We start from the raw sequence: 13,195 nt of genomic DNA, 5'->3' as shown, positions 1-13,195 counted from the left end.
ATCCGGAGGAGGCGTGACGGTGACGATGAGGTTCGACGCGGCGGTACTGCGCTCGTACGAGGGCGGGTTCGCCGTCGAGGAGGTGGTCCTGAACGGGGGGCCGGCCGACGGCGAGGTCCTGGTGCGGATCGCGGGCTGCGGGATGTGCCGCACCGACCTCGCGGTCCGGCGTTCGGCGGGCCGCTCGCCGCTGCCGGCGGTGCTCGGGCACGAGGGGGCCGGGGTCGTGGTGGAGACCGGCGGCCCGCACACCGGGCTGAGCGTCGGCGACCACGTCGTGCTGAGCTTCGACTCCTGCGGACACTGCCGCAACTGCCTGGGCGCGGCCCCCGCCTACTGCGACTCCTTCGCCGCGCTCAACCTCTTCGGCGGGCGCAAGGAGGACGCGGCGCGGTTCACCGACGCGGCCGGGGGCGAACTGGCCCCCCGGTGGTTCGGCCAGTCCTCGTTCGCCGAGTACGCGATGGTTCCGGCGCGCAACGCCGTCCGGGTCGACCGCTCGCTGCCCGTCGACCTGCTCGGGCCGCTCGGCTGCGGCTTCCTGACCGGTGCCGGGGCGGTGTTCAACTCCTTCGGCGCCGGCCCCGGCGACACCGTCGTGGTCCTCGGCGCGGGGGCGGTGGGCCTGGCCGCGGTGATGGCGGCCACGGCCGCCGGGGCGGTGACCGTGGCCGTCGACCGGTACCCCGAACGGCTGGACCTCGCCGAGCGGTTCGGCGCGATCCCGCTGCGCGCCGGACCAGCCGACCACGCCTCCGGGCCCGACCCTGTCCCCCGGCCCGGCCTGGCCGAGCGGATCCAGCGGCTGACCGACGGCGGCGCGCAGTACGCGCTGGACACCACGGCCTCCGCCCCGCTGATCAACGAGGCGCTCCGGGCCCTGCGCCCGACCGGCCACCTCGGGCTGGTGGCCCGGCTCCGCACTGCGCTGTCGCTCGATCCGGGGACACTGGACCGGGGCCGGCGGATCTCCCACATCTGCGAGGGGGACGCGGTGCCGGCGCTGCTGATCCCCCGGCTGACCGGGCTGTGGCAGGCCGGGAAGTTCCCCTTCGACCAGCTGATCCGCCGGTACCCGCTCGCCGCCATCAACGAGGCCGAACGCGACTGCGACGCGGGCCGGGTGGTCAAACCCGTCCTGGTCCCGGAGCGGAGCGCCCGCTGAGCGAGGCGCTCCGCCTTTCCTGTCCCTACACCCGGGGCTTGTGCGCGAACACCCAGCGGTTGTCCTCCAGCGCGTCGTTCGGCTCGGGCAGGGGGCCGCGTCCGTGCTGGTGGGTGAAGTCGAAGGGGGTGTGGACCGAGGTGATCCAGCCCTTGCCGGCCAGGGCGCCCGCGGAGTCGGGCCGCGGCTCTGCGTCGAACAGATCGAGCAGGTCGATGCCGATCTGGTGCTTCGTCGAGGTGTAGAGCGGGCTCTCGCGGTAGTCCAACAGGCTCTTCTCCAGCTTGACCTCGTACGCCATGGCGCTGCCGCCCGCGCTCAACCGGTCCACCGTGTCGATGAGTTGAGCCTCGACGCCGCTGGGCAGGTAGAAGAGCAGCCCCTCCGCCAGCCAGACGCTCGGTACGGCCGCGTCGAAGCCGGCCTCGGTCAGCGCTGCGGCCCAGTCGGCGCACAGGTCGGCGGCGACCGGGACGCGCGCCGCCTTCGGGGAGGCCGACAGCCCGCCGAGCACCCCGTGCTTGAAGGCCAGTACGCCCTCCCGGTCGACCTCGAAGACCGTGCAGCCGGGAGGCCAGTCGAGCCGGAACGCCCGCGTGTCCAACCCGGCGCCGAGCAGGACCACTTGACGGGCGCCCGAGTGCACCGACCGGAGCAGGAAGTCGTCGAGGACCCTCGTCCGCAGACCGAAGTAGCGCGCGAACCGCCCCCACAGCGGGTTCGCGTCCCCGTCCGGCACCTGGTGCATCCGGACCGGCCAGCCCGCGGATGCCGGCGCGGCGAGCACGAAGTGTTCCGCGTAGACGTCCTGCGCCAGGGTGTCGTCCCGGTGGGTCTCGATCGCGCGTGCCGCGGCGACCAGGAGGGCCGTCAGACCGACACCGCCCTCCACCCCCTCCACACCGGTGCTCCGGTGCGCCGTACCGACCATGTGTCCTCCCCTTGAAGCGAGTTGAGAACGCGAACAGCGAGGAATGCGACTGCCTCCTCACTATCCAGCCGCTCCTCGCCCGCCCGGGAGCGGTCCCACCGGATCCACCCGACCGGGTGAATCCCGCCGTCGCGGCGCCCGGACGCCCCCCGGGTGTGCTGCTCACCGACCGCGGCGTGCCCCGGACCTCCGGCGGCGTGGACTCCCGGACCGCCCGCGCCCCGCCGGCCCCTCCCCGAGGCGCCGGGGCGCTTCGGGGAGGTGCGGGGACATGCGGGGAGGTGCGGAGCGGGGTCAGGTCTTGCGCAGGGCCGGGGCCGGGGCGCCGATGAGGAGCCGGCGGACGGCGTCCCAGGCGGTGCGCTGGGCGGCGGCGCAGGCGCGGGTGTCGGAGCCGAGCAGGCGGAGCCAGGCGCCGCTGTCGTGCGGGAGGACGCTGACGCCGTGCAGCAGGCCGCTGCCGGCCAGGGCCTCGTGCAGGGTGTCGGCGACCTGCGCGGCGGGGGCGAGCGGCGTGACGACGTAGAGGCTCGCCATGACGTCGTGGCCGGCCAGGACCGCCGGGCCGGTGACGCCGGCCTCCGGGGGCTCCAGCCGGACGGTGTCGAGGGCGATCAACTGGCCGTCGGGGCGCCGCACTTCGAGGTCGGAGGCGAACACCTGGTAGGCGTTGCGCTCGCCCCGGGCGAGGCGGCCGGCGAGGACGGTCTCGCCGGCCAGCACGGTGGCGGTGGGGTCGACGGTGAGGACGGTGCGCTGGTAGAGCCGGGAGTCGACGAAGGGGATGACGGGCTCGGGCAGGTACTCGACGTAGGCGCGGGGGCCGGCGTCCAGGTTGACCAGCTGCGTCGCGTAGTCGAACTCCATCCGGTAGACCTTGGTGGCCGCCTGGGTGGTGAGGTGGGTCGCGGTGTCGGCGCCGCAGCGCAGGTCGGTGCGGAGCCGGTCGGCCTGGAGGATGCCGCCGCCGGTGGACATCAGGAAGGTGACGGCGAGGTCCGGGCGGGCCGGGTCGAAGTAGAGCGGGCGCATGATCTGCAGCGGCGACTTCTGGTAGTGGCCGGTGAGTTCGGTGCGTTCGCCGATCCGCTCGAAGGCCAGCTCCAGCAGGCCGACCTTGCCGGGGCGCCCGACGCCCAGGGTGTCGGGCGTCCCGGCGTACCGGCGGACGGCGTACGGGACGCGGGCCGGCTCGTAGTGCCGCGGATCGAGCCGGGGAACGGCGGCCTCGGCGGCCTCCCCCGCAGCCGCTTCCCCCGTAACCGTTTCCCCCGCGGCCGCGGTGACGGTCATGCCGGGACCTTGCGGAAGGTCTCCAGGAAGGTGGCGATCTCGTCCAGCCCGTGCCCGGTGAGGCAGTTGGTGAGCACGACCGGCCCGCCCTCGCGGACGCGGTGGGCGTCGGACTCCATGATGCCGAGGTCCGCGCGGACGTACTGGGCGATGTCGATCTTGTTGATGACCAGCAGGTCGGACTCGGTGATGCCCGGGCCGCGCTTGCGGGGCATCTTCTCGCCCTCGGCGGTGTCCAGGACGAAGAGGAAGAGGTCGACCAGGACGGGGCTGAAGGTCAGCGTGAGGTTGTCGCCGCCGGACTCGAACAGCAGGGTGTCGACGTCGGGGAAGCGCTCCAGCATCTCGGCGCCGGCCGCGAGGTTCATCGTCGGGTCGTCCCGGACGGCGGTGTGCGGGCAGGCGCCGGTCTCGACGCCGACGACCCGCTCGGGGTCGAGGACGCCGGCCAGGGTGCGACGCACGTGCTGCGCGTCCTCCTGGGTGTAGATGTCGTTGGTGATGACCGCCGGGCGGTGGCCGTTGGCGATCAGCACCGGGACGAGGGCCTCGATGAGCGCCGTCTTGCCGGAGCCGACCGGCCCGCCGATGCCCACGCGGAGCACGTTCTCGGTCATTGCTGTCTCCTTCTGATGCGGTGTGACGTTGGTTCTGCGTCCGGGAGGAGCGGGAGCTGCGACACTCCGGCGCCCGCCCGCACCTCCCGGACGCGGTTCAGCTGGCGAACAGCCGGGCCTCGGCCCGTTCGTGCCGTCCGGACATCGCGTCGGCGACCGGCACGCACCCGCCCAGGTCGTCCAACTCCCGGGTGAGGGCGGCACGTACGGTCTCCTCGATCACCGGCGCCGCGGCCCGCAGCACCACCTGCGCCTTGCGGTGGTCGGTCAGCCGCAGCCGCAGGGCGGCGCCGACGAAGCTGGTGCAGAAGGCGAACAGGTCGCTGGCGACGGCCTGGTCGACGGGCACGGCGGCGGAGGCGTAGGCGACTCCGGCGGCCACCGGCTGGGAGCCGGGGGCCTGCTTGGCGGCGACCAGTTCGGCGTACCGGTCCAGCGGTTCGCCGCCGATCGACTCCCGGGCGATGTCGAGGAGTTGGCGCCCGGTCCGGGTGGAGGCCAGGCGCAGCTCGCGGTTGAGCTTGGTGGCGTGCAGCCGCTGGTCCACCTCGACCAGCAGGCCCCAGTCGCCGGCCCGGGCGGCGCCGTGGGCGAGGGCGAGCGCGGTGGCGTCGCCGGGGCCGACCGAGTGGCGCAGCAGGTCGGTGAGCAGGTCGGGCATGGTGTCCGGGGTGACGGCCTTGGCCTGGGCGTAGCCTTCCAGGCCGTGCGAGAGGGTGTAGAAGCCGCTGGGGAAGGCGGAGTCGGTCAGCTGGAGGCTGACCAGCAGGGCGTCGAGGCCTCCCCCGGGGCCGGAAGAGCCGGGTCCGGAAGAACCGGGCCCCGACGATGAACCGGACCCCGAAGCGCCGCTCACGCGAGGTAGAACAGGTGGTTGAGCGGGAGTTCGCGGGCGGGCTCGATGGTGGCCGGCTCGCCGTCCAGGGTGACCTTGTAGGTCTCCGGGTCGACGGCGATCTTCGGCAGCGCGTCGTTGCGGACCATGTGCTGCTTGCCGACCGAGCGGCAGCGCCGCACGGGCAGGACCCGGCTGTCGAGCCCGAGTTGGGCCGGGACGCCGAGGTCGATGGCGGCCTGCGACATGAAGGAGACCCGGGTGGCCTGCTTGGCCCGGCCGAGCGCGCCGTACATCGGGCGGTAGTAGACCGGCTGCGGGGTGGGCAGCGAGGCGTTCGGGTCGCCCATCAGCGCCCAGTTGATGACGCCGCCCTTGATGACCATCTTGGGCTTGGCGCCGAAGGAGTTGATCGGCCAGAGCACGATGTCGGCGAGCTTGCCGCTCTCCAGCGAGCCGATGTGGTCGGCGGTGCCGGAGGCGATGGCCGGGTTGATGGTGAGCTTGGCGAGGTAGCGCAGGACGCGGAAGTTGTCGTTGCGCTCGGTGTCGCCGTCGAGCTTGCCGCGCTGGTCCTTGCAGTGGTGGGCGGTCTGGAAGGCGCGGGTGAAGGACTCCCCGATCCGGCCCATCGCCTGCGAGTCCGAGGAGAAGATCGAGATGACGCCCTCGTCGTGCAGGACGGTCTCGGCGGCGATCGTCTCGGCGCGGACCCGGGAGTCGGCGAAGGAGACGTCCTCGGGGATGTCGTGGCTGAGGTGGTGGCAGACCATCACCATGTCCAGCAGCTCGTCGACCGAGTTGACGGTGTAGGGCAGCGTGGGGTTGGTGGAGGACGGCAGGACGTTGGGCTCGCCGGCGATCCGCATGATGTCGGGGGCGTGGCCGCCGCCCGCGCCCTCGGTGTGGAAGGTGTGGATGGTGCGGCCGTCGATGGCGGAGAGGGTGTCCTCGAAGAAGCCGCCCTCGTTGAGGGTGTCCGTGTGGATGGCCACCTGGACGTCGTACTCGTCGGCGACGCCGAGCGCGCTGTCGATGGCGGCGGGGGTGCTGCCCCAGTCCTCGTGCACCTTGAGGCCGCAGACGCCGGCCTCGACCTGCTCGCGCAGGGCGCCGGGCAGCGAGCCGTTGCCCTTGCCGAGGAGGCCGACGTTGACCGGGAGGTCCTCGACCGCCTGGTACATCCGGTGGATGTTCCACGGGCCGGGGGTGCAGGTGGTGCCGTTGGTGCCGTCGGAGGGGCCGGTGCCGCCGCCGATGAGGGTGGTGATGCCGTTGCTCAGCGCCTCCTGCACCTGCTGCGGGGCGATGAAGTGGATGTGGGTGTCGATGCCGCCGGCGGTGGCGATCAGGTGCTCGCCGGAGATCACCTCGGTGCCGGGGCCGATGACCAGCCGGGGGTGCACGCCGCTCTGGGTGTGCGGGTTGCCGGCCTTGCCGACGGCGGTGATGAAGCCGTCCTTGACGCCGATGTCGCCCTTGACCACGCCGAGGACGGCGTCCATCACGACGACGTTGGTGATCACCAGGTCCAGCGCGCCCTGGGCGGAGGTGGCGGCCGGGTCCTGGGCCATGCCGTCGCGGATGCCCTTGCCGCCGCCGTAGACGGCCTCGTCGCCGTAGTGGCCCTGGTTGAAGTCCTTCTCGATCTCGACGACGAGGTTGGTGTCGGCGAGGTGGAAGCGGTCGCCGACGGTGGGCCCGAAGAGATCGGTGTACTGCTTGCGGGACAGCGTGGCCATCAGCGGTCGCCTTCCTTGTGGTCGAGGTTGGTGCCCTTGAACCCGAGGGCGATCGCCCGGTCGATCGCCCGGGCGCGGGTGTCGGCCGACCTGATGCCGCCGTCGACGAGGTTGCTGAAGCCGATCAGGCGGCCGTGTCCGCCGAACTCGGCGAGCGTGACGTCCTTGGTGTCGCCCGGCTCGAAGCGGACGGCGGTGCCGGCCGGGATGTCCAGGTGCTTGCCGTAGGCGGCGTTGCGGTCGAAGTCGAGGGCGCGGTTGGCCTCGAAGAAGTGGTAGTGCGAGCCGACCTGGATCGCCCGGTCGCCGGTGTTGCTGACCGTGATGGTGACCTGGGCGCGACCGGCGTTGATCTCCACCGGGTCGTCGCCGTACAGGTACGTGGCGCCACCAGACATGGCGGGCCCTTCCTCTCTGTCGGTTCAGTTCAGTCGGTTCAGTGATGTGTGTGGCCGTGGGTGTGCCCGCCGGTGGCACCGTGGCCGTGCCCGTGGCCGTGGGTGTGCCCGTGCCCCTGCGAGTCCGAGTGCGAGTGGTCCCCGCCGGGGCCGTGGCTGTGGGCGTAGCCGTGCCCGTGCTCGGCGTCGAGGCCGGCCAGGATGCCGTCCTCGCCGTGGCCGAGCAGGTGCAGGGCCGCCGCGGTGCGGGCCGCGACGACGCCGGCGATCGCGGACGGCCGCAGCAGCGGTCCGCCGTCCCGCACCCCGGGCAGTTCGGTGCGCAGCGCCGGTCCGAACGAGGCCGGGACGGCCGTCACTTCGCGGGCGCCGAGCAGCCGGCAGCGTTCGGCGCCCTCGGCGAGGTCGGGGTCGCCGCCCGCGAAGGCCACCTCGACCCAGCGGTGGTGGCCGTACTGGCGGACCAGCCGGGCGATCCGGAACAGGTCCGCGTCCTCGAAGGGGCCGGCCGCCGGGGCGGTGACCAGTACGGCGCCGTCGGGTCCGGGGGCGGCGGAGGCCGCGGCCCGCAGCCAGCCGACGAGGTGGTCCTTGCCGCCGAACGCCCCGGTCAGGGCGAGTCGTCCGCGCCCCTCCCCCGCGGCCAGCCAGCGCAGCGCCCGGGCGGTGTCGGCCACCAGCTTCGGGTCGCGGCCCAGCGTCATCGGGACGACGCACACCGGGCCGTCGGTGGCGGCCAGCGCCGAGCGGACGGCCTCGCCGAGCGCCCGGCCGGCGGCGGCCGCGGCGTGGACGGCGGGCTCGCGCTCCACCAGGGCGGCCAGGTCCCGGCCGCCGTCGCTCTCGTGCCCGCCGGCCAGCACCACCGTGGCGGCGGGCGTCGGGACCGAGGTCGGCGCGGGCGTGGGGGCCGAGGTCGGCGCGGGCGCCGGACCGGTCGCCGTTTCCGCCTGACGTACCGTCATGACTCAGGCACCCACCGGGTCGTGGCAGGAGACCAGCTTGGTGCCGTCCAGGAACGCGGCCTCGACCTGGAGCAGCGGCAGCATCTCGCGGACGCCGGGCATGACGTCCTCGCCGCTGACGACCTGCTTGCCGATCTCCATGCACTCGGCGACGGTGCGCCCGTCCCGGGCGCCCTCCATGATCGCCTCGCTGATCAGCGCGCAGGCCTCGCTGTAGTTCAGTTTCACACCGCGGTCGCGGCGTTTGCGGGCCAGATCGGCCACGACGTAGATGTACAGCTTGTCCATCTCACGCGGGGCGAGATTCACGGGAATCACTCTTCCTTTCCGAGGGAACTCCGCAGGAACTCCGAATGAACACGCCTGTCACGGGCGGGAATTCGGGCTACCGAAACCCGGTCAGACTCTGCGCAGCCGGGGAATGGCCGGCACCGCCGCCAGGAACAGCATGGTGGTCAGGACGAACGGCCAGGTGAAGGCGTGGCCGCCGAACGGCGCGGTGGCGGCGGCAAGCGCCGGGGTCAGGACGGTCGCGGCGGCCGCGCCGAGGACGGCGTAGGCCGCGCTCCACCCGCCGGGGGCGACGAACACGCCGCACAGCGCCATCGCGACGAGCACCCCGCTGTACCCGAGCAGCCCCTGGCCGACGGCGTCGGCGGGTGCGCCGAGCGCCCAGGCGGTGAGCAGCCCGGTCGCGCTGCCCGCGCAGGCCAGCAGGCCGGCCGGGCGGCTGGCCGCGAAGATGCCGGCCAGGAACAGCAGGCCGACGTACCACTGGGGCATGAAGAAGATCTGGCCGATGTTGGCGAAGAACCCGTGCCACAGCTGGTCCCAGGTCAGCCCGGTCGGGCCGGCGGCCGGCCCGGCCAGGGCGGTCGGGACGCCGGTGCCGTGCCACAGGTGGCGGAAGCCGGGCGCCGCGGCCGTCGTCGCGGTGGCGACCAGGCAGAACGGCGCGGTGAGCGCGGGCAGTTTCCAGGTGTCGAGCACCGCGCCGAGGCCCGCGGTGACCACCACGGCGACGACGGCCCCGAGGACGGCCGCCGCGACGGTGGCGGGGTGGTCGGGGCCGAGGAACACCGCGCACCCCAGCGCCACCAGGCAGCCGTTGTAGCCGTGCAGCCCGGCCTCGACGGCGTCGCGCGCCAGCCGCAGGCCGTACGCGGCGGCGGTGCCGACGGCGCTGCCGAGCAGGCCGTAGACGCCGTAGCGCCAGCCGGCCGCGAAGAGTGCGGCCACGAAGAACAGGCCGCAGACGGCGGACGGCATGAAGTCCACCTGTGCGACGCCGCGCAGGACTTCGACGGCTAACTTGTTGAGGGATATCGGGCGGGCGGCCTCGGAGGCCCCCGGCTCACCCTTTTTCTGACCCATACTTCGCACCAATTCCCGGTACGGCTTTTCACGGCATGGCGAATAGTCCCGCAAGGCTGCTCGGCTTTACTCGCGAGCACGCCCGGCGATTCCTCCGGAACCGTACTCCTGCGGAATGCCGGTCGGCGCGGACACGACCGGTTACACCCGTATGGCGAAGGGTGATCATCAGGCCTCTGAGCTGCAACAATATGTTGATTACGCAGGTCAGCGACCCCCCTACGGAGAGCCATTCTTTGCGAAGTTTTACTTGTGACAGACGAAAACGAGAAGGTGGTCATGTCAAGGAATTCGACACGAAGCCACTCCGGTCAGGCAATTCGGACATCCGGCGCCGCGAAAGGCGGCGCAGCACTGCGGGAATGTGGCGGAAATGTGTATGTGCCGCATCGGAAAGCAGCCGGGACGGCGGACGCGGGCCGGCGGGCACGAACCGGTGGCCGGGCCCCGGCAGCGCGGGAGCGGGCCGCCGGTGGCCGGTGGCGGCCTCCGGGACGCCTGCGGGCTATCGACAGTGGGGCGGTCGGACTATCGTTAGTTAGCGAAAGCTATCGAAGTACTCTCCGACTGGCGGCCCCGGTCTGCCACTCACCTGGGGGCAGCGGTGGCGACGAAGATCCCGAACAATGGCAGGCGCCGGCCCGTCCGCGCGGTCCGCGGAGCCGTGGCGGCGAACCATCCCCGGTACAAGTGGGTCGCCCTCTCCAACACCACGCTCGGCACCCTGATCGCCACCGTCAACGCCTCGATCGTCCTGATCTCCCTCCCCGCGATCTTCAACGGCATCGGCCTCGACCCGCTCCAACCCGGCAACGTCAGCTACCTGTTGTGGATGCTGATGGGCTACATGCTGGTCACCGCCGTCCTGGTGGTCACCCTCGGCAGGCTGGGCGACATCCACGGCCGGGTGCGGATCTACAACGCCGGCTTCCTGATCTTCACCCTCACCTCGGTGGCCCTCTCCCTCGACCCGCTGCACGGCGGGCCGGGCGCGCTGTGGCTGATCGGCTGGCGGGTGGCGCAGGCGATCGGCGGCTCGATGCTGATGGCCAACTCGGCCGCGATCATCACCGACGCGTTCCCGGCCCACCGGCGCGGCATGGCGCTGGGGGTGAACATCGTCGCGGGCATCGCCGGCTCCTTCATCGGCCTGGTGCTGGGCGGGCTGCTGGCCGAGTGGAACTGGCGGTCGATCTTCTGGGTCAACGTGCCGATCGGCATCCTCGGCACGGTCTGGGCCTACCGGTCGCTGCGCGAGACCGGCGTACGGCGGCCCGCCCGGATCGACTGGTGGGGCAACGTCACCTTCGCCGTCGGCCTGACCGCCCTGCTCGCCGCGATCACCTACGGCATCCAGCCCTACGGCGGCCACACCATGGGCTGGACCAGCCCCTGGGTGCTGGGCGGGCTGTTCGGCGGCGTGGCGCTGCTGATCGCCTTCTGCCTGGTCGAGTCCAGGGTCGCCGAGCCGATGTTCCCGCTGGCGCTGTTCCGCGACCCGGTCTTCGCCGGCGGCAACGCGGCCACCCTGCTGGGCTCGATCGCCCGCGGCGGCCTCCAGTTCATGCTGATCATCTGGCTCCAGGGCATCTGGCTGCCGCTGCACGGCTACGACTACGCCGACACCCCGCTGTGGGCGGGCATCTACCTCGTCCCGCTGACCGTCGGCTTCCTGGCCGCCGGGCCGGTCTCGGGCTACCTCTCCGACCGCGCCGGGGCCCGGCTGTTCGCCTCCGGCGGGCTGATGGTGATGGCCCTGTCCTTCGCCGGACTGCTGCTCCTGCCCACCGACTTCGGCTACCCGTGGTTCGCCGTCCTGGTGTTCCTCAACGGCCTGGGCGGCGGCCTGTTCGCGGCCCCCAACACCTCGCTCATCATGTCGAGCGTGCCGGCCGAGGCCCGCGGCGCCGCCTCCGGCATGCGGGCCACCTTCCAGAACGCCGGCATGGTGCTCTCGATCGGCGTCTTCTTCTCGCTGATGGTGGCCGGCCTGGCCGGCTCGCTGCCGCACACCCTCACCGCCGGACTGACGGCGCAGGGCGTGCCCGCCGCCGACGCGCACACCATCGCCTCGCTGCCACCGGTCGGCACGCTCTTCGCCGCGTTCCTCGGGTACAACCCGATCCAGCAGCTGCTGGGCCCGCACGTGCTCGGCATGCTGCCGGCGGCCAACGCCCGGACGCTGACCGGCCGGGAGTTCTTCCCGCAACTGATCTCGGGCCCCTTCCACGACGGCCTGGTCGTGGTGTTCTGGCTGGCGATCGCCATGTCGCTGGTCGCCGCGGCGGCCTCGCTGGTCCGCGAGCGGACCGGGCCGCGCCGCAGCCGCCGCCCCCGGCCGGGCGCGGCCGGGCCCGCCGAACGGCCCGGTGTGGGCCGGCCCGCACCGCGCGGAAAGGCCCGCAGGCCATGACCGGGCACGATGCTGTGACCGACTCCGTGACCGGCGCCGACGCCGACACCGACGGCGCGACCGACACCGAGGCCGAGGCCGCAACCGACGCCGACGCCCAGGCCGGGAGCCACGGCGCAGCCGGGGCCGGTCTCTCCGCCGAGGCCGTCGTCCGGCTGCGCCTGGCGATCGGCCGGCTCAACCGGCAGATGGCCCGCGCCTCCGGCGGCCAGGACCTCACCGTCGCCCAACTCTCCGCCCTGGCCCGGGTGGAGGTGCACGGCCCGCTGCGGCTCGGCGAACTCGCCGCGCGGGAGGGGGTGGCCGTGCCGTCCGTGCTCCGTACGATCGCCCCGCTGACCGCCGACGGCCTGATCGCCAAGACCCCCGACCCGCTGGACGGCCGCTCCCAGCTGCTCGAACTCACCCCGGCCGGTCTGGCGGCGATCACCCGGATCCGCCGGGAGCGCTCCGCCCTGCTGGCTCGCCGCAGCGCGCGGCTCACCCCGCAGCAGTGCCGTCAACTGGAGGAGGTCGTACCGCTGTTGGAGCTGCTGCTGGACGATCCCGACGCGGCCTTCCCCGGCCAAGCCTGCCCCGATCCGTCCTACCTCGACCCGGCCTGCCCTGACCCGGCCTTCCCCGGCCCGCCCTGCCCCGACCGGCGCGACTCCGTCGGCTGAGGCAGCGCTCCTCGGAGCGCCTACGCCGTCTCGCGGAGGAATCCGGTGAGCAGCTCGAAGGTCTCCTCGGGCCGTTCGAGGCCGGGGAAGTGGCCGGCCCAGGGCAGTTCGAGGCGGCGGGCGCCGGGGATCCGGGTCGCCAAGGAGTCGGCGATCTGCCGGAAGTCGTCCACGTCGTGGCCGCCGGTCACGACCAGGCAGGGCGCCGTGATCCGGGAGAGGTCCGCTTCGTCGTCGGTGGGGCCGATCTCGGCATCCGCCTGCACCTCGAAGGCGCGCCGCTGCATCCGGCGGACGAGTTCGCGGGCCTCGTCGCCCGCCTCCGGGCCCAGCCAGCTCTCGACGTTGAGCTCGACGGCGCCCTCGACGTCCCCGGTCGCGAGGAGTTCCCGCTCCCGCGCGGCGAAGGCCATCAGGGCGTCACTGGCGACGTGCTCGGACGCTCCGGAGCAGAGCAGGGCCAGCGCGGTGACGGCCCCGGGGCGCAGCGCCGCCACGTCCATGGCGACCTTCCCCCCGTACGAGGCGCCGATCAGCGCGGCGCTCTCGACGCCCAGGTGGTCGAGGAGCGCCAGCACGTCCTGCGCGTCGCTGTACGGGGCGTCGGCCGGCGGCGTGTCGCCGAAGGCCCGGAAGTCGCCCCGGATCACCCGGTAGCCCGCGTCGACCAGCCCCTGCCACTGCGGGTCCCACATCCTCCGGTCGCACACGGACGAGTGCAGCAGCACCACGGTGAGGCGGTCGCCCGGCAGGTCATGAGATACGTCATGGGAGAGGATCATCCGCGGATCGTATCGACG

General features: G+C 73.0%; 13 protein-coding genes. 3 read left to right on the top strand and 10 right to left on the bottom strand.

Going from position 1 to position 13,195, the window contains the following annotated elements; all coding sequences use genetic code 11:
- Positions 1-25 precede the first annotated feature (25 nt).
- On the top strand, positions 26-1,165 hold the full coding sequence (locus AB0R04_RS00555; protein WP_363367317.1) for an NAD(P)-dependent alcohol dehydrogenase: 1,140 nt from the start codon (positions 26-28) through the stop codon (positions 1,163-1,165).
- Positions 1,166-1,190: 25 nt separating this feature from the next.
- Here the strand turns inward: AB0R04_RS00555 and AB0R04_RS00550 are convergent, their stop codons facing one another.
- The 9 genes from AB0R04_RS00550 to AB0R04_RS00510 form a co-directional block, all read right to left on the bottom strand.
- The gene (locus AB0R04_RS00550) at positions 1,191-2,096 is read right to left on the bottom strand and encodes a class I SAM-dependent methyltransferase (RefSeq protein ID WP_363366809.1); all 906 of its coding nucleotides are present in this window, start codon (positions 2,094-2,096) and stop codon (positions 1,191-1,193) included.
- Positions 2,097-2,390: 294 nt separating this feature from the next.
- Complete coding sequence (locus AB0R04_RS00545; protein ID WP_363366807.1) at positions 2,391-3,389, bottom strand: urease accessory protein UreD; 999 nt, start codon at positions 3,387-3,389, stop codon at positions 2,391-2,393.
- On the bottom strand, positions 3,386-4,006 hold the full coding sequence (ureG, locus tag AB0R04_RS00540; RefSeq protein ID WP_063349828.1) for an urease accessory protein UreG: 621 nt from the start codon (positions 4,004-4,006) through the stop codon (positions 3,386-3,388). The genes AB0R04_RS00545 and ureG overlap by 4 nt, the downstream gene beginning before the upstream one ends.
- A gap of 97 nt (positions 4,007-4,103) precedes the next feature.
- Positions 4,104-4,775, bottom strand: a complete 672-nt coding sequence (locus tag AB0R04_RS00535) for an urease accessory UreF family protein (protein WP_363367315.1) — start codon at positions 4,773-4,775, stop codon at positions 4,104-4,106.
- Between the two features lie 83 nt (positions 4,776-4,858).
- Positions 4,859-6,583, bottom strand: a complete 1,725-nt coding sequence (gene ureC, locus AB0R04_RS00530; RefSeq protein ID WP_063349826.1) for an urease subunit alpha — start codon at positions 6,581-6,583, stop codon at positions 4,859-4,861.
- Complete coding sequence (locus tag AB0R04_RS00525) at positions 6,583-6,981, bottom strand: urease subunit beta (RefSeq protein ID WP_063349825.1); 399 nt, start codon at positions 6,979-6,981, stop codon at positions 6,583-6,585. The genes ureC and AB0R04_RS00525 overlap by 1 nt, the downstream gene beginning before the upstream one ends.
- Before the next feature lie 38 nt (positions 6,982-7,019).
- Positions 7,020-7,946: a cobalamin biosynthesis protein CbiX gene (locus AB0R04_RS00520; RefSeq protein ID WP_363366804.1), complete on the bottom strand. Its 927-nt coding sequence runs from the start codon at positions 7,944-7,946 to the stop codon at positions 7,020-7,022.
- Between the two features lie 3 nt (positions 7,947-7,949).
- Entirely contained in the window at positions 7,950-8,255 is a 306-nt protein-coding gene (locus AB0R04_RS00515; protein ID WP_063349823.1) for an urease subunit gamma, read from the bottom strand.
- A 90-nt stretch (positions 8,256-8,345) separates the two neighbouring features.
- Entirely contained in the window at positions 8,346-9,320 is a 975-nt protein-coding gene (locus AB0R04_RS00510; protein WP_363366802.1) for an urea transporter, read from the bottom strand.
- 664 nt (positions 9,321-9,984) lie between these two features.
- Between AB0R04_RS00510 and AB0R04_RS00505 the strand changes: the two genes are divergently transcribed.
- Together AB0R04_RS00505 and AB0R04_RS00500 are read left to right on the top strand one after the other, a co-directional pair.
- The gene (locus AB0R04_RS00505) at positions 9,985-11,733 is read left to right on the top strand and encodes an MFS transporter (protein WP_363366801.1); all 1,749 of its coding nucleotides are present in this window, start codon (positions 9,985-9,987) and stop codon (positions 11,731-11,733) included.
- Positions 11,734-11,747: 14 nt separating this feature from the next.
- Positions 11,748-12,395 (top strand): MarR family transcriptional regulator, encoded by a 648-nt coding sequence (locus tag AB0R04_RS00500; protein WP_363366799.1) that lies wholly within the window; start codon positions 11,748-11,750, stop codon positions 12,393-12,395.
- Positions 12,396-12,415: 20 nt separating this feature from the next.
- On the opposite strand, the gene AB0R04_RS00495 is transcribed toward AB0R04_RS00500, so the two are convergent.
- Entirely contained in the window at positions 12,416-13,177 is a 762-nt protein-coding gene (locus AB0R04_RS00495; RefSeq protein ID WP_363366797.1) for an alpha/beta fold hydrolase, read from the bottom strand.
- Between the last annotated feature and the right edge of the window lie 18 nt (positions 13,178-13,195).

Source organism: Kitasatospora sp. NPDC056731, from assembly GCF_040687675.1.
In the GTDB taxonomy this organism is placed as follows: Bacteria; Actinomycetota; Actinomycetes; order Streptomycetales; family Streptomycetaceae; genus Kitasatospora.
Note: the sequence above shows the minus strand (reverse complement) of the source record. Positions and strands in the feature narration are given on the sequence as shown.

Coding starts and splice junctions, on each gene's coding strand:
- AB0R04_RS00555 (WP_363367317.1), top strand. CDS start 26: ATGAGGTTCGACGCGGCGGTACTGCGCTCGTACGAGGGCGGGTTCGCC.
- AB0R04_RS00550 (WP_363366809.1), bottom strand. CDS start 2,096: ATGGTCGGTACGGCGCACCGGAGCACCGGTGTGGAGGGGGTGGAGGGC.
- AB0R04_RS00545 (WP_363366807.1), bottom strand. CDS start 3,389: ATGACCGTCACCGCGGCCGCGGGGGAAACGGTTACGGGGGAAGCGGCT.
- ureG (WP_063349828.1), bottom strand. CDS start 4,006: ATGACCGAGAACGTGCTCCGCGTGGGCATCGGCGGGCCGGTCGGCTCC.
- ureC (WP_063349826.1), bottom strand. CDS start 6,583: ATGGCCACGCTGTCCCGCAAGCAGTACACCGATCTCTTCGGGCCCACC.
- AB0R04_RS00525 (WP_063349825.1), bottom strand. CDS start 6,981: ATGTCTGGTGGCGCCACGTACCTGTACGGCGACGACCCGGTGGAGATC.
- AB0R04_RS00520 (WP_363366804.1), bottom strand. CDS start 7,946: ATGACGGTACGTCAGGCGGAAACGGCGACCGGTCCGGCGCCCGCGCCG.
- AB0R04_RS00510 (WP_363366802.1), bottom strand. CDS start 9,320: ATGGGTCAGAAAAAGGGTGAGCCGGGGGCCTCCGAGGCCGCCCGCCCG.
- AB0R04_RS00495 (WP_363366797.1), bottom strand. CDS start 13,177: ATGATCCTCTCCCATGACGTATCTCATGACCTGCCGGGCGACCGCCTC.